The sequence below is a fragment of the Leisingera sp. SS27 genome (genome assembly GCF_028368855.1).
In the GTDB taxonomy this organism is placed as follows: Bacteria; Pseudomonadota; Alphaproteobacteria; order Rhodobacterales; family Rhodobacteraceae; genus Leisingera.
Window position 1 is genome coordinate 958,162 of the sequence record NZ_JAQNCY010000001.1, and the last position, 19,897, is coordinate 978,058.

The following is a 19,897-nucleotide window of genomic DNA, read 5'->3' on the forward strand; positions in this document are numbered from 1 at the left end:
TCCCTCTTGGGTGAGAATGAAATCCTCCTTCTCTCAATTCAGCCTTCACCCGGCGAATTCTGCCACCTCCGCCAGCAGCCAGCTACGGAAGGCTGCTATGGCCGGGGCATCGCGGCGCCCCTCCGGGTAGACCAGCCAGACAGAGATATCATCCTCCGTCACCAGATCGAACGGCTGCACCAGTGCGCCGCTGGCAATCAGGCCGCGGGCATAGGCCGGTGTCAGCAAGCAAGCGCCCTGTCCCGCAAGGGCCGCCTGAACTTCCAGCATCTGGGTGCCCAGGCTGTGCTGCTCGGCTGGCTTTGGCGGCGCTACGCCGGCTGCGCGGAACCACAGGGCCCAGGCCGGGTCCCCGGCATCCACCCGCGGCACCCGCAGCAGGTCGGCGGGCTGCTCCATAGGGCCAAAGGCCTCTATCAGCGCCGGCGTTATCAGCGGCGTATAGCTGCCGCGGATAAGAAGGTCCGCCGCCAGCCCCGGCCAGCTGCCGCGCCCGGCACGGATCGCCACGGTGGCCTCCCCCGCCAGCAAATCCGCCACCCGCGGATTGACGTCCACCCTTGTGGTGATGCCGGGGTGCGCCACCTGAAACTGCCCCAGCCGCGGCGCCAGGATGAAGGCGGCAAAACTGGTGAGGGTGCTGATCACCAGCTCCTCGCCGCCGCCGCGCAGATCCGCCCATCCTTGGCGCAACAGATCCAGTGCTTCGCGGGCGTGGCGCTGCAAGGCCTCTCCCGCGGCGGTTGGCGCCACTCCGCGCGGCAGACGGCGGAACAGGGGCTGGCCCGCCCGGTCCTCCAGCAGCTTGATCTGATAGCTGACCGCAGCCTGCGTCATCGCCAGTTCCTCAGCCGCGCGGCTGAAACTGCCCAGCCGGGCCGCGGCTTCAAAGACGCGCACCGCCGGCAGCGGCGGCAAGGGGTTCACAGAGCGATCCATCAAGACAGCTTATACCAGGGCCGCTGAGATTCAATTGGTCATTGACGCGGCAAGCGGCCACATCTTGTTCAGATAGAACAAGGATCAGGCCCATGGCTGAAATGCTTTCACAGATGACCCTTTGGCACGTTATCAGCAGAGCTTTTGCTTCGCACCCGCGCAAGGACGCCCCCGCCAGCCAGGCTGCCGGCCAGCAGCTCGCCCGCAGGCGGTTGAGCCACCTGCCGGAGCACCTGTTGCGCGATATCGGTCTTTGACCCGGCTGCAGGCAGCCGGATGCGGGTGTTGGGACCTGTCAGATGGCGGCAACTGCACGGCTGCCGCCATTCACTCTTCGATGAACACCTTGTTGTTCGGGGTCACACCGCGGGTATAGGTGCAGAAGGTATCGTGCGCCTCGGGCGTGGTCGTGTGGATCTTGATATTGGTGATCACTTCCACCGCGCCGAACTCCAGGCAGGCTTTCTCCGCCTGCTTGACGATCTCCAGCAGGTGATCCAGCTCACCTTTCATGGTGGTCTCCATCGCCCCCACCTGGAACGGCACGCCTGCGGATTTCACCACGGCAATCGCCGCGTCCACCGCTTCGAAGTTGTTGCCCGCGCGCAGCCGCGGGATGACCTGAAATGCCAGCATAACGGTGTTTTCTGTTGAAGTGCCTGCGGTCATGCCTGTTTCCTCCTGCGACTTAACCAAGCCGCGCTTTCACTTCCGCAACGAAATCATCACCGCGCTGCTCGAAGTTGTCATATTGGTCAAAGCTCGCCGCGGCCGGCGCCAGCAGTACCGTGTCACCCGGCTGCGCCTCTGCCATGGCGCGCTCCACCGCTGCGGCCATGGTGGTGCAGACCTCCGCCTCCACGTCCAGCTGCAGCGCGAACCCCGCCGCCTCGCGGCCGATCACATAGGCTTTCACCACATTGGCAGTTTGCCCCTGCAGCGCATTTAGCCCGCCGTCTTTTTCCAGCCCGCCGCAGATCCAGCGGATGTTCCTGAAGGCGCTCAGCGCCTTTACAGCGCTGTCCAGGTTGGTGGCCTTGCTGTCATTCACATAGCGCACGCCATCTGCCTCAGCGATGGTCTGGCTGCGGTGCGGCAGGCCGGGAAAGCTGGCCATCGCCTCGCCGATCAGCCGCGGCGCCAGCCCCAGCGTGCGCGCCGCAGCATAGGCCGCGCAGGCGTTTTGATGATTGTGCGCGCCCGGCAGGCCCATCATCTCCCGCAGGTCGATGGAGGCCGCCTGCCGCCCCTTGCGATACTCGCTCAGAAACCCCTTCCTGGCAAAGACCTGCCAGCCCGGCCCGGTCAGCTTGCGCGCGGCGGACACCCGGATCACCCGGTCGTCCCCCAGCCCTTCGGACAGCTGGCCCGCCAGAAACAGCCCCTCGTCCTCGTCGATGCCAATGACGGCGCGGTCCGGCCCGCCTTCGGCAAAGAGGCGCCGTTTGGCTGCGAAATAGCCGCCCATGCCGCCATGCCGGTCCAGATGGTCGGGGCTGAGATTGGTGAACACCGCCACATCCGGCGTCAGTGCCCGCGCCAGCTCCGTCTGATAGCTCGACAGCTCCAGCACCACCACGCCGCCCTCGCCGGGCGGATCAATGTCTAAGACCCCGCGGCCGATATTGCCCGCCAGCTGGCTGTCACGGCCCGCCTCCTGCAGGATGTGGTGCAGCAGCGCCACCGTGGTCGATTTGCCGTTGGAGCCTGTCACCGCCACCACCTTGGGCGGCTGCTCAAACATCTGCCACTCAGCATCAGCAAAGGAGCGGAAGAACAGTCCGATGTCATTGTCCACCGGTACGCCCGCCTCAATCGCCGCGCGGATCACCGGGTTCGGCTTGGGATAGAGATGCGGAATGCCGGGTGAGGTGATCAGCGCCGCCACATCATCAAAAGCACCGGATATATGCAGGTCGCGGCAGGTGAAGCCTTCTGCCTCAGCCGCCTCCCGTGCCGCCGGGTTGTCGTCCCAGCAGATGGCCGCGGCCCCGCCCGCGCGCAGAGCCCGCGCCGTCGCCAGACCTGAGCGCCCCAGCCCCAGCACCGCCACCTTGGCGCCTTCATATCCTTTGACCGGGATCATAGCCTGCCCTTTCGCACGTCCGCCGTTTTGGGGATTACCCTGTACAGAGGAACCTCCGGAATGCAAGCGGGGCTATTCTGCCTGTTTGGCCAGAAAGATCTCCAAATTCCTGCGTACAGTTTGCGTTTTCGGGTGCTTACCCCCCAATGCCCGCTCAGATACCGCCAGCGCCTCGCGGTACAGCGGCTCCGCCTCCTCATGCCGCCCGGTCGCCTGCAGCAGCCCCGCGAGGTTGTTCAGGTGGGTGGCATAACCGGGATGCTCTGTGCCAAGCGTCTTGCGGTCAATCTCCAGCGCCTCGCTGTACAGCGGCTCTGCCTCTTCATACCGCCCGGTCGCCTCCAGCAGCCCCGCGAGGTTGTTCAGGCGGATGGCATAATCGGGATGCTCTGTTCCAAGCGTCTTGCGGTCAATCTCCAGCGCCTCGCTGTACAGCGGCTCTGCCTCTTCATACCGCCCAGTCGCCCGCAGCAGCCCCGCGAGGTTGTTCAGGTGGATGGCATAATCGGGATGCTCTGTTCCAAGCGTCTTGCGGTCAATCTCCAGCGCCTCGCTGTACAGCGGCTCCGCCTCATCATACCGCCCGGTCGCCCGCAGCAGCTCCGCGAGGTTGTTCAGATCGGTGGCATAATCGGAATGCTCTGTGCCAAGCGTCTTGCGGTCAATCTCCAGCGCCGCGCGGTACAGCGGTTCGGCTTTCGCGTACTCCCCCTGAGATCTCAAGCTCCCGGCAAGATTATTCAGCGCAGTTGCTGTTCTTTCATCCTCATCTCCAAATTCGCTGCGTGCAACATCCACCAGATCCTCTTCAAAGCGGATTGCCTGCTTGTGCCGTCCCGCCCGCCAAAGGAATGTGCCGGCTTTGATCAGGGTTTCATAATTCGGGTCCAATTTTGCGGCGCGCGCGTAGTGTTCCGCCGCATCCAGCCAACGCACTTCCTGTTCGGCAATTTCACCCCGGCCAAAGGCTGCGCGGGCCGCTTCCTGCACTTCCAGTTCTCTATGTGCCTCGATTTCTGCAAAAATCCCGTCTGCGATGGAGAAGTCCCCCTGCTCCAAAGCGGTCCGCGCTTCGGCAATGCGCTCACCGCCTATGCCGTTGCCCGACCGCTCGAGCAGCGCTTCCAGATCGGCGATGCGTTTTTGAGCGTCTGCCAAAGCCGGCTCCGGATCAGCGATCTGTTTCTCCAGCTCGGCTATCCGTGCGCGAAACTGGTCTTTCTCCGACTGGTCCGCTTCAGCCAGTTCCCGCTCCAAGTCTGCTTTCAGATCGCGTCGTATGCGGATGAATTCCGGCACTGTCAGAGCCGGGCCATCTACTGCTCGGTTAGGACTTAGGGCAGCAACTGTCTTTTCATCCAGCGTGACTTTCTCTGGCGCTTTCCGCCGAGCAAACAGAACTCGGACTGGCTTAAAGAAGAACTCAATACCAGCGAGTAATGCAGCCCCACCGCCCAAAGCCGTTCCATGTGTATTCAGGAATGCCAGAATCTCATCGCGCAAAGCGTTTCCCCTGAACAGAGTAACTAATTGAGCCGGACAATATCAAATCGCATAGAAGTTGAAAGCTGGCGTTTTCCACTGAGGGCAGTGCCCGAACCGAGGGGCGGGGTGTAAAGCGCCCGCGTCGTGCTGGAAGCACGCCTGCGGCATGACGGGGATGGTTCGGGCGCTGCCCGGCGTGCCGCCGGGCGGGAGGCTGCAACTGGCAGGTGTTGCCTACCCACCGTACGCGGCCCTCACCGTATCTTCACTCCGTCAGGTTAGTCTCCAAGCGTTGCAACAAGAAGACCAGGAGACCGGCCCCCTCAGACCACCTCTTCATCGGGTGCAGGGCGGGCCCGCGAAAGGCCGATAGACGGGCACAGCCCCTTGGCAAGGGCTGTCCGATGCTCCGCCCCTCCGGCGGCGCCGCCTTCTTCCTCAAAGACAAACCGCCCGCAGCAGCAGCCCCGGGCGGTTCCATGAAAAAGAGAGTTCAAACTGCCCCGCCAGCGTGACGGCGCGGCGGCCAAACGGCGTGTTTTACCGCACCTTCAGCGTTGCGAGGCCGATCATCGCCAGGATCAGCGAGATGATCCAGAAGCGGATCACGATCTGCGGCTCGGCCCAGCCCTTCTTCTCGTAATGGTGGTGGATCGGCGCCATCAGGAACACCCGCCGCCCGGTGCGCTTGAAGTAGAGCACTTGGATGATCACCGACAGCGCTTCAACCACGAACAGGCCTCCGACGATGGCCAGCACCAGCTCGTGCTTGGTGGCAATGGCGATGGCCCCCAGCGCACCGCCCAGGGCCAGCGAGCCGGTGTCGCCCATGAACACCGCCGCGGGCGGCGCGTTGTACCACAGGAAGCCGAGGCCCGCGCCGAACAGAGCCGCGCAGAAGATCAGGATCTCGCCAGTTCCAGGCACGTAATGCACGTCCAGATACTCGGTGAAGTCGACCCGCCCCACCGCATAGGCAATGACACCCAGGGTGCCGGCCGCAATCATCACCGGCATGATCGCGAGCCCATCCAGACCGTCCGTCAGGTTCACCGCATTGGCAGCCCCCACCAGAACGCAGATCGAGAACGGCACATAGAAGATACCAAGGTTGATCAGCGTGTCCTTGAACACCGGCAGCGCCAGCTGGTTCTGCAAAGGCGCCGGGTGATAGGCCGCAGCCCAGAGCGCCGCAATCACCGCAATCATAATCCCCAGCGCCAGCCGCACCTTGCCGGGCACGCCCTTGGTGTTCTGTTTGGATACCTTGGCGTAATCATCGGCAAAGCCGATGAGGCCGTAGGCCAGTGTCACAAACAGCACCAGCCAGACAAAGGGATTGTCCCAGCGCGCCCACATCAGGGTAGCGGTCAAGAGCGCGCCCACCACCAGAAGGCCGCCCATAGTCGGCGTGCCCGCCTTGGAAAAATGCCCCTCCGGCCCGTCATCACGGATCGGCTGGCCCTTGCCCTGGCGCTTGCGCAGCACGTTGATCAGCGGCTTGCCGAACAGGAAGCCGAAGATCAGCGCGGTCATGAAGGCGCCGCCTGCGCGGAATGTGATGTAGCGGAAGAGGTTGAAAACATCCCCCCCGTCCGACAAAGCGGTCAGCCAATAGAGCATCTGAGCCCTTCCCTCGTTCTCTTATGCGTTTTCTTGTGTGGGGGTGGAGTGACCCATTTCGCGGATGCCGTCAACAATCCTGGCCAGTGCCATGCTGAGCGATCCCTTGGCCAGCACGATGTCACCGCCGCGGATTTCATCATTCAGGTCCGGCACCGCCTCAGCGCTGGACTGATACCAGCCGCCGCGTTTTGCCTCCGGCAGGGCCTCATGCAGCGCCTGCATCAGCGGGCCGATGCAATGGATCCTGTCGATGCCCTGCACCGCGTCCAAACCGGCCAGCCCGGCGTGCAATTCCGCCTCCTGCGGGCCAAGCTCCTTCATGTCGCCGACATAGGCGATCCGCCGCCCCTGCCCCGGCGTGGCTGCCAGCACCGCCAGCGCTGCTGCCATCGAGGTCGGATTGGCGTTATAGCTGTCGTCCAGCAGGGTAATGGCGCCGCTCTCCAGCTGGATGCTCTCACGGACACCGCGGCCCTTGACCGGCGACCACAGGGCGAGGCTTTCGGCTGCTTTTGCCGGATCGGCGCCCAAGGCTTCGACACAGGCCAAAGCGCCCAAGGCATTCATTGCAAAATGGGCGCCAAGGGATTGAATACGCAGCTCAACTTCGCGCCCCGCTGCGGTGGCGCGGGCAACGGTCTCCTCGCCGTCGATCCCGGCGGAATGCAGGGTGTAGTCTGCGGCGCTTTCGCCAAACCAGCGGGTGGTTGCGCCCAGGTCCGCGGCCACATCCCGCAGGACATCGGCCTCTGCGATATCGGCATTCAGCACCGCGACGCCGCCAGGCTCCAACCCCTCCATGATCGCAGCCTTTTCGCGGGCGATGCCTTCGACGTTTTCAAATGCCTCCAAATGCACCGCCGCCACCGTCGTAACCATCGCCACATGCGGGCGCGCCTGTTTTGCCAGCGGCGCGATTTCGCCGGGATGGTTCATGCCGATCTCGATCACCGCAAACCCGGTATCGCGCGGCATCCGTGCCAATGTCAGCGGCACGCCCCAGTGGTTGTTGTAGCTGGCAACGGCGGCATGGGTGCGGCCCTGATCGCTGAGCATCCGCGCCAGCATTTCCTTGGTCGAGGTCTTGCCGACCGAGCCGGTCACCGCAACGACCTTGGCGTTCGTCCGGGCGCGCGACGCGCGGCCCAGGGCCTCCAGCCCCGCCTGCACGTCCTCGACGATTAATAGTGGCGCGTCGGCCGTCACTCCATCCGGAATGCGGGAGACCAGCGCCGCGCCTGCGCCCTTCTCCAGCGCCTGCGCCACGAAGTCATGGCCGTCGCGCGCGGCCTTCAGCGCCACGAACATATCGCCGGGTGCGATGGTGCGGGTGTCGATCGACAGGCCGGAAACAGCCCAGTCGCCCTGCGCCTTGCCACCGGTGGCGGCGGCGGCCTCAGATGCGGTCCAAAGGGTCATGCGATCCTCCCGTCCAGCGCGGCCACGGCAATGCTGGCCTGCTCCACATCATCAAACGGCAGCACCGTGTCGCCGACGGTCTGGCCGGTCTCATGCCCCTTGCCGCAGACGATCAGCGCATCACCCGCCTGCAGCATGTCAGCGCCGCGCAGGATCGCCTCGGCGCGGTCTCCGATCTCAATGCAATCCGGCGCGCCGCCCTTGACGGCGGCGCGGATGATGGCCGGGTCTTCGCTGCGGGGGTTGTCGTCGGTGACGATCACCACATCGGCGTTCTCATGTGCCGCCTGCCCCATCAGCGGCCGCTTGGTGGTGTCGCGGTCGCCACCTGCGCCCACGATGGCAATCAGCCGGCCCAGCACATGCGGGCGCAGGGCCTTGATGGCGCTGGCCACGGCATCCGGTGTATGGGCGTAGTCGACAAACACGGCCGAGCCGTTGTCGCGCGATGCTGCCAGCTGCATCCGGCCGCGCACGGTGGTCAGATGCGGCAGGGTTTCAAACACCCGCTCCGGATCCTCGCCCCCGGCAATCACCAGCCCGCAGGCCAAGAGCACGTTTTCCGCCTGGAAACCGCCGATGAGGTTCAGCCGCACCTGATAGGGCTTGTCATGCCAGGAGAAGCGCACGTCCTGCCCGGTGCCGTCATAGCGCATGCCCATAAGGTTCAGATCGCCAAGGCCCCGGCCCACGGAAATCACTTCCTGCCCCCGGGCAGCGGCCACTGCGCGCATCTCAGCGCCGCGCGGGTCGTTCATGTTGATGACGGCCACGCCCTCATCCGGCAGCACCCTGCGGAACAGGCCCGCCTTGGCGGCAAAATAGGCGTCGAATGTCTCGTGGTAGTCCAGATGGTCCTGGGTGAAATTGGTGAAGCCGGCAGCCGCCAGTTGCACCCCGTCCAGACGCCGCTGATCCAGCCCGTGCGAGGAGGCCTCCATCGCCGCATGGGTAACGCCTGCCTCTGCCGCGGCGGCCAGCGCGCGGTGCAGAGTGATGGGTTCCGGTGTGGTATGGGCCAACGGGGAGCTCCAGGCGCCTTCGATGCCGGTGGTACCCATGTTGACGGCCTCATGGCCCAGCTCTGACCAGATCTGACGCACGAATGTCGCAACAGATGTCTTGCCGTTGGTGCCGGTCACCGCCACCACGGTCTGCGGCTGGCCGCCGAACCACAGGGCGGCGGCATAGGCCAGCGTCTGGCGCGGATCCTCGACAACCACCAGGGCGGCGTGGCTTTCGTCCAGCACCCTAGAGGCGATTTCCGCCCCTGCGGCATCCGTCAGGATCGCAGTTGCGCCCTTATCCAATGCGCCCGGAATGAACTTGGCGCCATGCATCTGGCTGCCCGGCAGGGCGGCAAACAGGAAGCCTTCGCGCACTTCGCGGCTGTCCACTGCCAGTCCGGAAATCTGCGGGTCAGCGCCGCCGCGGGCAGTAAGCCCCAATTGGCTCAGTCTCAATTGGTTCTGGGGCTGGTCTGGTCTGCTGCTGCTCATGGCGGCCCTCACCTGTGTCAGTTCGAGGTGAGGGTTATACCAGTCACCTCTGCGGGTTCAACTTGCGGACGCAGCCCCAAAAGCGGCGCGACCCGGCCGATCATCTCCGCCGCCACCGGGGTGGCGGTCCAGCCTGCGGTTCGGCGCTCCTCGCCGTGGGCGATAATCGACGGTTCGTCCAGCGTCACGATCAGCACATACTTGGGGTCATGTGCCGGGAAAATAGAGGCAAAAGTGGCAATCACCTTGTCATCATAATAGCCGCCGCGAGGCTTGGGCTTGTCGGCGGTGCCGGTCTTGCCGCCCACCTGATAGCCCTCGACCTCGGCAAAGGAGGCGGTGCCCTCGCTCACCACCTTGCGCAACATCTTGCGCGCGGCGGCGGCGGAGGCCTCGCTCATCACCCGCGGACCCAGCTGCGGCGCGGTCTGTTTCAGAATCGTCGGGGCCACGTAACGACCGCCGTTGGCCACCGCAGCATAGCCTGCCGCCAGGTGCATCGGTGTGGTCGAAATACCGTGACCGTAGGAGATGGTCATCGCCGACAGCTCCGACCAGTTGGCGGGCAGCAGCGGTTTGCCGCCCGCGGCCTCGGAAATCTCGAACGGTGTCGGCTCCAGCATGCCAAGAGTGTCGAGGAAGCTTTTCTGCCGTTCCACCCCGATCTGCTGGGCCAGCCGCGCGGTGCCGATGTTGGATGATTTGACGATAATTTTAGTTACCGACATTTCGTTTCCGTAGTTGCGGAAATCGCGGATCGCAAAGCGGCCCCAGCGCAGCGGCCCGCGGGTGTCGATCACAGTGTCGGCGTTGACCAGCCCCAGGTCCATCGCCTGCGCGGCAGTGAAAATCTTGAAGGTGGATCCAAGCTCATACACGCCCTGAACCGCGCGGTTGAACAGCGGGCTGTCTGAGGGATCAAAGCCGGAGGTCGGCGGGCGCGGGCGGTCGTTGGGGTCGAAATCCGGAAAGGAAACCACCGAAATCACCTCGCCCGTGCGGGCATCCATCAGGATCGAGGTGGCGCCCTTGGCGTTCATCAGTTTCATGCCGCCGTAAAGCACCTGCTCTGCCGCCGCCTGTACGGTGAGGTCCAAGGACAGCTGCAGCGGCTTGCCCGCATTGGCCGGGTCGCGCAGGTAATCGTCGAACTGGCGCTCGACACCGGCAACGCCGATCACCTCGGCGGCGTTCACGCCTTCCTTGCCGAAACCGGCCCCGCCCAGCACGTGAGCCGCCAGGCTGCCGTTCGGGTAAAGGCGCATCTCGCGCGGGCCGAACATCAGGCCGGGATCACCGATGTCATGCACCGCCTGAAGCTGCTCAGGGCTGATTTTCTTCTTCACCCACAGAAACTTGCGCTTTCCGGTGAAATCCTTGATCAGGCGCTCGCGGTCGAGATCGGGGAAGATCTCCACCAGTTTCTCCGCGGCACCGACGGGGTCGATCATCTGCGGCGGCTGGGCATAGAGGGAGTGGGTCTCGAAATTGGTGGCCAGCAGGCTGCCGTTGCGGTCGACGATATCAGCGCGCTGCGCGGCGATGGCGGCGCCGGGGACGCTGGCCACGGGTTCCGCCGGCTCAGACACAGCTGTCATGCCCATCCGCGCGATGATGGCGCCAAAGGCGCAGACGAAGAACAGGCCCAGCACCAGAAGCCGTCCCTCGGCGCGCTGGCGGGCGTGCACCTGCATCTCCTGATGGCGCAGGCTGATGTTTTCCTCTTCGATCACATCCGGGTTTTCTCCGCTGGCGCGGGCGTGGAGGATGCGGGCCAAAGGACGCAGCGGCGTGCGGATCATTGCTGCGCCTCCGCGTTCAGGCCGGAAACTTCGACCTCGTTGGTGATCTCCAGCTCCGGCGGCACAGGGTAGGAAACCTCGTCGACGCGGCCGAACTGATCCGGGCGCAGCGGCAAGAGGCCGAGACTGTCGAAGTTAATCTCTGCCAGATCGCGCAGCCGTTGCGGGCGGTTGAGGTAGGCCCATTCGGCGCGCAGCACGCTGAGGCGCACCTGGGCAGCGCCGATTTCACGCTGCAGCGCGCGGGTGTCTTTCAGCACCTGCTGGGTGGCGTAGTTTTCGCGGTAAGCCCAGAAGGCGAGGCCAAAGACGGCCAGGCAGGTTGCGGCATACAGCAAAGTCTTCATTTGCGCGCCTCTTTCAGCTGCGGCATTCCAAGCTCCTTGGCCGAGATCGGCCCGGGTGCGGCATCGGTGCGGCGCCCGACCCGCAGGCGGGCGGAGCGGGAGCGCGGGTTCTCGGCCAGTTCCTGATCGTCCGGCCCCACCGCCTTGCGGGTGACCAGTTCGAACTGTGACGGAGCCTCTTCCTGCTCCGGCGCCCAGCGGTTGGCGCGGCCGGTCTTGCCTGCGCGGTGCTGGAAGAAGCGTTTGACCATGCGGTCCTCGACCGAGTGGAAGGTGACAACCGCCAAAAGCCCGCCGGGCTTCAGCGCCCGTTCGGCGGCCAGAAGACCCTCGAACAGCTCCTCATATTCGGCGTTCACCGCGATGCGCAGGCCCTGAAAGCTGCGGGTCGCCGGATGCGACTGGCCGGGCTTGGGGCGCGGCAGGCAGCTTTCGATGATTTTGGCCAGGCGCAGGGTGGTGGTGATCGGTTCGATTGCCCGTTCTTTTACAATCGCCTTGGCGATGCGGCGGCTGGCGCGCTCCTCGCCGTAGTGGAACAGGATGTCGGCGATCTGCGCCTCGCTCAGCTCTGCAATCAGATCGGCGGCAGACGGGCCGGACTGCGACATGCGCATGTCCAGCGGACCGTCCTTCATGAAGGAGAAGCCGCGTTCGGCCAGGTCCAGCTGCATCGAGGAGACGCCAAGGTCCAGCACCACGCCGTCGAGGTCCTGCGCGTATTCATCCATGCGGGAGAACACACCGGGTTGCAGGATCAGGCGGTCGCCGTACTCCCCTGCCCAGGGTTTTGCCAGTTCAAAGGCCAGCGGGTCACGGTCCACGCCGATCACCTGCTCTGCACCGGCCTCCAGGAGGCCGCGGGCATAGCCGCCGGCGCCGAAGGTTCCGTCAAGCCAGCGGCCCGAAACCGGCGCCACGGCTGCAAGCAGCGGGCGGAGGAGAACCGGAATGTGGGGACCATTGGCAGCTGTTTGGTCCTGGGTCATGTCTTAAGCGCCCCCGGCGCCGTCTAGGAATTCCATTGGATCGAAGCCCTCTGGCAGGTCGTCCATCCACTCTTCGGCCTGGGCCAGCTCTTCCTGCTCGTAGGTTTCCGGCTTCCAGATCTGGAAGGTGTCGCCTGCGGCGATGAAGAAGGCCTCTGCCTCAAGGTCGATCTTCTGGCGCAGCTTGGCAGGAAGCACCAGGCGGCCGGTCTCGTCCACGTTGGTCGGGAATGACTGGCCGTGGAACATGCGCTGCAGCATCTTGCGCTGCATCGAGCCGCGCGGGAGCTGGTCGATCTTGGCGTCGACCTCCTCGATCGCCTCGATAGTATAGCATTCCAGGAAATTGCGGCGCTGGTCGCCGTAGACGATCACCAGTTCCGGGTTCTGGCCGGGCTGCCAATTGGGATCGGCGGCTTCCAGCACACGGCGAAAGGAGGCCGGTATCGACACCCGCCCCTTTGTGTCCACCTTGTGGTGGCTTTCGCCTCTGAACCTGCGGCCCAATTTCCCGTCCTTTTCGCGCGTCCCTCGCGTTAATCCGTCCCCCAGAATGAAAAGGGGCGGGTTGATCTGCTGCCACTGATCAACCCGCCGCCTTGGCCCGCTTTGCGGGATGTCCGACTGCACGCGCCACCTGGGGGGATGTCTGCTCGCCCGCGCGCCGGATCTCTTGGTTCGATGAAAGCGAAGGCCTGTATGAAACCTGCTTGTTTTGTTTTTGGCTCTGGGGTCGTTTGGCGCCCCGTCCTTCGTCTCATTCGATGAACTAGGGATACTATGGGAATTGATGGGCTCGCAACTGTTTTCTGCGGAAGACCGTCGAATCCTTGACAAGGAATCTGTGGAATCTCACAGGATTCGCGGCATATTTGGGGCGAATTTCAGAACTTATAGTGAGTAAAGCTAGCACAAACACTAGATGTAGATGCGAGTTGCAGGGGTAAATTTTTTCCCATAGTTTCCCGCGATTCCGCAGATCCGGCAATCAGACTTCGGAAAGTTCCCGCTATGTTCACACCTCGAGGGCAAGAGCCGCGCTGAACACGGTCCATAAAGGCGTTTCAATACCCAGTGATTCGCAACTTCAAGGGGTGTTTTGCGGATCAAGGGCCATGATTTCCCATATCGCCCATGATTTCCCGCTGATCCCATGGTTTCCCAGCCAGCCCGCGGCTTCCCAGCTGCCCCATGAGTTCCCGCGCGGCGCAGCAGGTGCCATGCGGTCCCATTTCCCGCTCGCAACCCCATCTGCGCCCGTTAGGCTGCAAGCAACAAAGCCGCGGGGCCCTCAGCCAGAAATGGCCCGCCAGAACGGCGGGCCAGTCAGGTCGCTTTAAATAGGTGCGTGATATGCGTGCATGAATGCCTCAGGCCATGCCGCCGCCGATCAGCCCTTCGGCAATGCGGGCATAGGCCTGGGCCATCGGCCCCTCCCCCGCCGCAATGGGCGTGCCGCTGTCGCCGGCCAGGCGGGTCTCCAGATCAATCGGCAAGGCGCCCAGAAGCGGCAGTCCAAGCGCCTCGGCCTCAGCCGCGACACCGCCATGGCCGAAGATGTGATGCTCCCCGCCGCAATCGGGACAGGTGAAGAAGGACATGTTCTCAATCAGCCCCAGCACCGGGGTTTTCAGCGTGTTGAACATGTCCAGCGCCTTGCGCGCGTCCAGCAGCGCCACATCCTGCGGGGTGGAGACCACGATGGCACCGGACAGCTCTGCCTTGGTGCACAGCGTCAGCTGCACATCTCCGGTGCCGGGCGGCAGATCGACGATCAGCACGTCCAGTTCGCCCCAGTTCACCTGTCCCAGCATCTGCTGCAACGCGCCCATCAGCATCGGGCCGCGCCAGACCACGGCCTTGGCGTCATCCACCATGAAGCCGATCGACATCAGGGTGACGCCATGCGCGTGCAGCGGTTCGATGATCTTGCCGTCCGGGCTGGCGGGCCGACCCTTGGCGCCCATCATCCGGGGCTGGGAGGGACCGTAGATGTCGGCGTCCAGCAGGCCGACCTTGCGGCCCTGTTTGGCCAGCGCCACGGCGAGGTTCGAGGACACGGTGGACTTGCCTACCCCGCCTTTACCGGACCCAATGGCCAGGATGCGCTTGACCCCGGCGGGCTTCAGCGGTTCGGCCTGCGGCTTCGGGTGGCCGCCGACCTTGAGGCTGGGCGCGGGCTGCTGGGGCGCGTGGGCCGTCAGCGCGGCGGAGACGGTTTCGACACCGTCCAGAGACAGCACCGCAGCCTCGGCAGCCTTGCGCAAGGGCTCCATCAATTTGGCAATCTCGGGGCTGGGCGCCTCGATCACAAAGCTCACCCTGCCGCCCTCGATGCGCAGCGCACGCAGCATGTCGCGCGATACCAGGGTGCCGCCGTCCGGCAGCGCCAGCCGCTCCAGCACCGCGCGAATCTGTTCCTGTGTGACACTCATTGCTGCTCTCCTGCGTCAAATCCGGCCCATATATATGTGTGCCCAGGCGCGCAGGGAACCCGGACTGCGCGTTTGCCGCATCTGCAAGGCGGCGGATGTGTTAATCCGCGGCGGCAAGACCCATGCGCTGCACGCAGCAGCCTGCCCGGAAATTATACAGCCGCATAACGGACTGCCGAAAAACCTGGCCAATTTCAAAGACCTACCCTGCGTCACCCATGCATATGCCGCATAGCAGCAATGACGAAGCACGGGATTGTGCATCCGCAGCATACCCTTAAATTGTCATTCAAGAAATGCCACAGCGGCACACGACGAGACGGTTAGACGAAGGAACAGAACGATGGCAGCAGCACAACAGATCTCCGCGGTGAACTTTGCCTCCCCGCTTGGCTTCCTGGATGCCCTGCTGGTCAAGTTCGTCCGCTACCGCCTGTACCGCCAGACCGTGAATGAGCTGTCTGCGCTGACCGCCCGCGACCTGGCAGACCTGGGCCTGAACCGGTCCGAAATCAAGCGCGTCGCCTACCAGGCGGCTTACGAGAACAACTGATAGAGATCAGGCTCCTTCTCCTCCTCCCTTAGAAGAGCCTGTCTTCTGCGGCGGCATCCTCCTCCTCCCTGATGCCGCCGCACCCTATACCGGCCAGAAGCCGGCCTTGGATCACCGGGGTCTCCTCCTCCCTGATACCCGGTGTTTGACAGAACGGCGGTGCCCCTCCTCCTCCCTGGGCGCCGCCGTTTCTTGATTCCGGCACAGTTAATGCCGCACCCGGACCGGGCGGCTGACGGTTTTGCGCTATCCCTTGGCCGCATCTGCTGATTTGATCGCAGGCATAGGCATCAGTGATTTGCGGGACCGCGTCATGAAATTCATTCACCTCACCGATATCCACCTGATGGCGCCGGGCGTGCCGCTGAACGGCGGGGACCCGGCGGCGAATTTCAGCCGGGTGCTGGCGGATATTGCCGCATGGCACGCGGACGCCGCGTTCTGCGTAATCTCTGGCGATCTGGCGGATGAGGGCGATCCGGCGGCCTATGGCTGGCTGCAAGAGCAGCTGGCAGCCTTTCCGCTGCCTACATTCCTGATGCTGGGCAACCATGACGTGCGGGAGAGCTTCCTGCAGGTCTTTGCGGACCATCCGCGCAGCGGCGGCGGCTATGTGCAGCACAGCCATGCTGCAGGCGGTGCGAAGTTCCTGTTCCTGGACACGCTGACCGGCCGACCGGATGTGCATGACGGCGAATTGTGTGCAGAGCGGCTGGCCTGGCTGGAAACGGAACTGGAAACAGCAGGCGATACGCCTGTGTTCCTGTTCCTGCATCATCCTCCATTTGACATCGGCCTGCCTTATGTCGATGACATCAAGCTGCGCGACCCGGAGGCGTTTCACGCGGCGCTCAGGAAGGGGCGGAACATCCGCCATATCTTCTTTGGCCATATTCACCGGATGACCTATGTGAACTGGCGCGGCTACAGTTTCACCTCGCTGCCCAGCACCAACCACCAGATCCCGCTGGTGCCGGAGCGGGCTGGCACTGAGTACAGTGTCGAGCCCATGGCCTATGGCGTGGTGCAGATCAGCGATGACCAGGTCACAGTGCATTTCGACGCTTATCTGGACCGTCCAGGACAGGACGCGGCCGGTTAAGTGGAGCTCTTCTGGATTCTGCTGGTTCTCTTGTCGGCGGTCACCCATCCGCTGCGGGACCTGACGCTGAAAGGCGTGGCGCATCCGGTGTCCTGCTATACCGGGGTGTGCCTCAGCTGGGTGGTGTTTGCCGCTGTGCATATGGCGCTGGCGGGACACAGCCCTGCCCTGCCCGCCGGGATCTGGCCGCTGGTTCTGGCCTCGGCGCTGGGGCTGACGATTTACTACTACGGCACACTGTCTGCACTGCGGCGGGGCAATGTCTCAGCCTATTACCCGATTGTGCGCTCTTCGCCCTTGGCCATTGCCGGGTTCAGCTGGCTGATGCTGGGGCAGAGCTATTCAGCCGCAGCTCTCTTGGGGATGGGGCTGATCATCTGGGCCGGGCTGATGATCCAGAAGGGCAAGGGGCGGCTGCTGGATGACCCGCGTGCCTTCGCCATGGCCCTGATGGCGATGCTGGGATCCGCGGCCTATTCGATTTCAGATGCTGCCGCAATGCAAGGCACCACCAGCGCGCCGTTTCTGTTCTGGACCTATATCCTGGTGACGGCGGCCATGGGGGCTTTGCGAGCGCGGGAGGAACGGGGACAGTCGGCGCCGCTGCTGGGTGTGGTGCGCGGCTGGGTGCAGAACCCCTGGCGCATCCTGTTTGCGGGACTGTCGTCCTACCTGTCCTATCTGCTGATCCTGCAAGTGTTCCAGCTGGGCGCCGAGGCGGCCGCCGTCAGCGCGGTGCGGCAGGTGTCGATCCCGGTTTCCGTGATCCTGGCGGCGCTGGTGCTGAAGGAGCCGCGCGGCCTCAGCCGTCTGGGCTGGGCGGTGCTGATTGCCGCAGGCATTGCGATGATTGCGCTGCGGTAAAGCCGCAGTCCTGCCTTCACTGCCGTAAGAAAACTTCAAAGGAAAGGGGTGGCGCAGGCGTGGCGGGCAGCTTTGCTGCCCGCCACGCCTGCGCCCGGACCGGATCGCTGCGCGATCCGGTCCGCCGGTTTAACCGGCCCGCGTATTTGAAAGGTCAGAACGGAACATCGTCTGTGGCTGTGACGAACTTGGCAACCACCTTCTTGAGGCCTGCCTTCTCGAAATCCACTTCCAGCTTGTCGCCCTCGATACCGGTGATTGCGCCATAGCCGAACTTCTGATGGAACACCCGCTCTCCCAGGATGAAGCTGGAGGTCGCGGTGAGGTCGATCACCTGATGCTTGCTCTCCTTGGGCTGGGACATGCCGTACTGGCCCGCGCGGGCCTGCATCCGCTTCCAGCCGGGGGAGTTGTAGCCGTCCGCCTGTGCCACCTTTTCCTCGATGGTGGACCGCACCTGGCCCGCACCCGGTGCAGCCGCACCGTAACCGCCGCCGTAGAGGCCCGGCGGGGTCAGCACCTCGACATGTTCTTCAGGCAGCTCATCAATGAAGCGCGAGGGCAGCTGTGATTGCCACTGCCCGAACACCCGGCGGTTGCCGGCAAAGGAAATGGTGCAGATTTCCTCGGCCCTTGTGATGCCGACGTAGGCCAGGCGACGCTCTTCCTCCAACCCCTTGAGGCCGCTTTCATCCATCGAGCGCTGCGAGGGGAACAGCCCGTCCTCCCAGCCGGGCAGGAAGACCGCGGGAAATTCCAGGCCCTTGGCGGCGTGCAGGGTCATGATCGAGACCTTCTCCTCCGCGTCCTGCTTGTCGTTGTCCATCACCAGGCTGACATGTTCGAGAAAACCCTGCAGGTTTTCGAAAGACTCCAGCGCCTTCACCAGTTCCTTGAGGTTTTCCAGACGGCCGGGAGAATCCGGGTTCTTGTCGTTCTGCCACATGGCTGTGTAGCCGGACTCGTCCAGGATGATCTCGGCCAGTTCCATGTGGGTGATGTCCGCGTCGTCGGCCATGCGGCCCCACCGGGCAATGCCCTCGACCAGCTCGCGCAGTTTGCCTGCGCCCTTGCCCTTGATATGGCCGCCTTCGACCGCCAGCCGGGCGCCTTCGACCAGCGAGACGCCGTTCTCGCGGGCAATCATCTGGATGGTCTGCTGCGCCTTGTCGCCAAGGCCGCGTTTGGGCGTGTTGACGATGCGTTCGAACGCCAAGCCGTCGTCGGGGGAGACCACGACCCGGAAATAGGCCATGGCATCGCGGATCTCCATTCGCTCATAGAACCGCGGTCCGCCAATGACGCGGTACGGCAGGCCGATGGTCAGGAAGCGGTCCTCGAATGCGCGCATCTGGTGAGAGGCGCGGACCAGGATCGCCATGCTGTTGAGGCCGATGGGGGCCTGGCCGCGGGTGCCGCGCTGCATGGCTTCGATCTCTTCGCCGATCCAGCGGGCCTCTTCCTCGCCGTCCCAATGGCCGATCAGCCTGACCTTTTCACCCTCGCCTGCATCGGTCCACAGCTCCTTGCCCAGACGGCCGGCATTGCCGCGGATAACATTCGAAGCCGCCGCCAGGATATGGCCGGTGGAGCGGTAGTTCTGCTCCAGCCGCACCACCATGGCGCCGGGAAAATCCTTCTCAAACCGCAGGATGTTGCCCACCTCGGCGCCGCGCCAGCCATAGATCGACTGGTCATCGTCGCCGACGCAGCAGACGTTCTTGTGCGCACCGGCCAAGAGCCGCAGCCAGAGGTACTGGGCGACGTTGGTATCCTGGTATTCGTCCACCATGATGTATTTGAACCAGCGCTGGTACTGCTCCAGCACGTCCGGGTGGTTCTGGAAGATTGTCACCATGTGCAGCAGCAGGTCGCCGAAATCCACCGCGTTCAGCTCCCGCAGGCGGGTCTGGTACTGGGCATAAAACTCGGTGCCGCGGCTGTTGTAGGCGCCGGCATCTGCAACCGGCACCTTCTCCGGTGTCAGCGCGCGGTTTTTCCAATCGTCGATAATGTTTGCCAGCATCCGCGCGGGCCAGCGCTTGTCGTCGATGCCCGCAGCCTGGATCAACTGCTTCAGGAGGCGGATCTGGTCATCCGTATCCAGAATGGTGAAATTCGATTTCAGCCCCGCCAGTTCCGCATGGCGGCGCAGCAGTTTCACGCAGATCGAGTGGAAGGTGCCAAGCCAGGGCATGCCTTCAACCGCCTGACCCAGCATGCCGCCAACCCGTTCCTTCATCTCGCGGGCGGCCTTGTTGGTGAAGGTGACCGACAGGATCTCGTTCGGGCGCGCGCGGCCGGTGCTGAGAAGATGCACGATGCGGGTAGTCAGCGCCTTGGTTTTGCCGGTGCCGGCGCCGGCCAGCATCAGCACCGGGCCGTCGAGGCATTCAACCGCCTCCCGCTGGGCTGGATTCAGCGAGTCCATATACGGCATCGGCCGCGCGGCCATGGCGCGGGACGACAGCGATGCGCCCTCAAAGGCGTCCATTTCGTCAAAACTGCTCATGGCCGTGATCCTAGCGTGATTCAGTCCCGGCGGAAAGAGGACGTTCACAGTCTGTTCACTTGCCCGGGCCGCACCCGCGTGCCCCCAAGAAGAGCTGCTTTTGATTGCATTTTGCCTATTCGGCACAAGCAGAGGCGGGTTTCTTCACCTTATATAAAGACTGCCGCGCAAGTCTTGCGCAAAGACTGCATGCCCGAGGACTGTTATGAGATACCGGCAAGACCGGAAGTTTCTTTCCA

Annotated in this window: 17 protein-coding genes; 4 read left to right on the forward strand and 13 right to left on the reverse strand. The window is 63.9% G+C overall.

The window, feature by feature from the left end:
• Positions 1 to 45: 45 nt before the first annotated feature.
• Complete coding sequence (locus tag N6L27_RS04745; RefSeq protein ID WP_271905958.1) at positions 46 to 939, reverse strand: LysR substrate-binding domain-containing protein; 894 nt, start codon at positions 937 to 939, stop codon at positions 46 to 48.
• Between the two features lie 92 nt (positions 940 to 1,031).
• On the opposite strand from N6L27_RS04745, the gene N6L27_RS04750 reads away from it, so the two are divergent.
• Positions 1,032 to 1,196 carry a hypothetical protein gene (locus N6L27_RS04750; RefSeq protein WP_271905959.1) on the forward strand — a complete coding sequence of 55 codons (165 nt, stop codon included), beginning with the start codon at positions 1,032 to 1,034 and terminating at the stop codon, positions 1,194 to 1,196.
• Positions 1,197 to 1,266: 70 nt separating this feature from the next.
• Here N6L27_RS04750 and N6L27_RS04755 read toward each other — a convergent pair whose 3' ends face one another.
• From N6L27_RS04755 to N6L27_RS04805, 11 genes are all read right to left on the reverse strand, one after another.
• Positions 1,267 to 1,608, reverse strand: a complete 342-nt coding sequence (locus N6L27_RS04755) for a thiamine-binding protein (protein WP_271905961.1) — start codon at positions 1,606 to 1,608, stop codon at positions 1,267 to 1,269.
• Between the two features lie 19 nt (positions 1,609 to 1,627).
• Complete coding sequence (gene murD / locus N6L27_RS04760; RefSeq protein WP_271905963.1) at positions 1,628 to 3,025, reverse strand: UDP-N-acetylmuramoyl-L-alanine--D-glutamate ligase; 1,398 nt, start codon at positions 3,023 to 3,025, stop codon at positions 1,628 to 1,630.
• A 72-nt stretch (positions 3,026 to 3,097) separates the two neighbouring features.
• The gene (locus N6L27_RS04765; protein ID WP_271905964.1) at positions 3,098 to 4,324 is read right to left on the reverse strand and encodes a tetratricopeptide repeat protein; all 1,227 of its coding nucleotides are present in this window, start codon (positions 4,322 to 4,324) and stop codon (positions 3,098 to 3,100) included.
• A gap of 726 nt (positions 4,325 to 5,050) precedes the next feature.
• Entirely contained in the window at positions 5,051 to 6,133 is a 1,083-nt protein-coding gene (gene mraY / locus N6L27_RS04770; RefSeq protein ID WP_271905965.1) for a phospho-N-acetylmuramoyl-pentapeptide-transferase, read from the reverse strand.
• 21 nt (positions 6,134 to 6,154) lie between these two features.
• Positions 6,155 to 7,555 carry a UDP-N-acetylmuramoyl-tripeptide--D-alanyl-D-alanine ligase gene (locus tag N6L27_RS04775; protein ID WP_271905966.1) on the reverse strand — a complete coding sequence of 467 codons (1,401 nt, stop codon included), beginning with the start codon at positions 7,553 to 7,555 and terminating at the stop codon, positions 6,155 to 6,157.
• Positions 7,552 to 9,054, reverse strand: coding sequence for a UDP-N-acetylmuramoyl-L-alanyl-D-glutamate--2,6-diaminopimelate ligase (locus tag N6L27_RS04780; protein ID WP_271905967.1), 1,503 nt, complete (start codon positions 9,052 to 9,054; stop codon positions 7,552 to 7,554). Before N6L27_RS04780 ends, N6L27_RS04775 begins: the two co-directional genes overlap by 4 nt.
• A gap of 17 nt (positions 9,055 to 9,071) precedes the next feature.
• On the reverse strand, positions 9,072 to 10,856 hold the full coding sequence (locus tag N6L27_RS04785; protein WP_271905969.1) for a peptidoglycan D,D-transpeptidase FtsI family protein: 1,785 nt from the start codon (positions 10,854 to 10,856) through the stop codon (positions 9,072 to 9,074).
• Positions 10,853 to 11,203 carry a cell division protein FtsL gene (ftsL, locus tag N6L27_RS04790; protein ID WP_271905970.1) on the reverse strand — a complete coding sequence of 117 codons (351 nt, stop codon included), beginning with the start codon at positions 11,201 to 11,203 and terminating at the stop codon, positions 10,853 to 10,855. The genes N6L27_RS04785 and ftsL overlap by 4 nt, the downstream gene beginning before the upstream one ends.
• A complete protein-coding gene (gene rsmH / locus N6L27_RS04795) occupies positions 11,200 to 12,192 on the reverse strand; it encodes a 16S rRNA (cytosine(1402)-N(4))-methyltransferase RsmH (protein ID WP_271905971.1) in 993 nt (330 codons plus the stop codon). The genes ftsL and rsmH overlap by 4 nt, the downstream gene beginning before the upstream one ends.
• Before the next feature lie 3 nt (positions 12,193 to 12,195).
• The gene (gene mraZ, locus N6L27_RS04800; protein WP_082015735.1) at positions 12,196 to 12,699 is read right to left on the reverse strand and encodes a division/cell wall cluster transcriptional repressor MraZ; all 504 of its coding nucleotides are present in this window, start codon (positions 12,697 to 12,699) and stop codon (positions 12,196 to 12,198) included.
• An 863-nt stretch (positions 12,700 to 13,562) separates the two neighbouring features.
• Positions 13,563 to 14,627 carry an Mrp/NBP35 family ATP-binding protein gene (locus N6L27_RS04805; protein WP_271905972.1) on the reverse strand — a complete coding sequence of 355 codons (1,065 nt, stop codon included), beginning with the start codon at positions 14,625 to 14,627 and terminating at the stop codon, positions 13,563 to 13,565.
• Positions 14,628 to 14,970: 343 nt separating this feature from the next.
• Here N6L27_RS04805 and N6L27_RS04810 point away from each other — a divergent pair, with 343 nt between their 5' ends.
• The 3 genes from N6L27_RS04810 to N6L27_RS04820 all read left to right on the forward strand — a co-directional run bounded on the left by N6L27_RS04810 (position 14,971) and on the right by N6L27_RS04820 (position 17,146).
• Positions 14,971 to 15,180, forward strand: a complete 210-nt coding sequence (locus tag N6L27_RS04810; RefSeq protein WP_271905973.1) for a DUF1127 domain-containing protein — start codon at positions 14,971 to 14,973, stop codon at positions 15,178 to 15,180.
• 313 nt (positions 15,181 to 15,493) lie between these two features.
• Entirely contained in the window at positions 15,494 to 16,282 is a 789-nt protein-coding gene (locus tag N6L27_RS04815) for a phosphodiesterase (RefSeq protein ID WP_271905975.1), read from the forward strand.
• A complete protein-coding gene (locus N6L27_RS04820) occupies positions 16,283 to 17,146 on the forward strand; it encodes an EamA family transporter (RefSeq protein ID WP_271905976.1) in 864 nt (287 codons plus the stop codon).
• A gap of 154 nt (positions 17,147 to 17,300) precedes the next feature.
• On the opposite strand, the gene N6L27_RS04825 is transcribed toward N6L27_RS04820, so the two are convergent.
• Positions 17,301 to 19,658, reverse strand: coding sequence for an ATP-dependent helicase (locus N6L27_RS04825; RefSeq protein WP_271905977.1), 2,358 nt, complete (start codon positions 19,656 to 19,658; stop codon positions 17,301 to 17,303).
• Between the last annotated feature and the right edge of the window lie 239 nt (positions 19,659 to 19,897).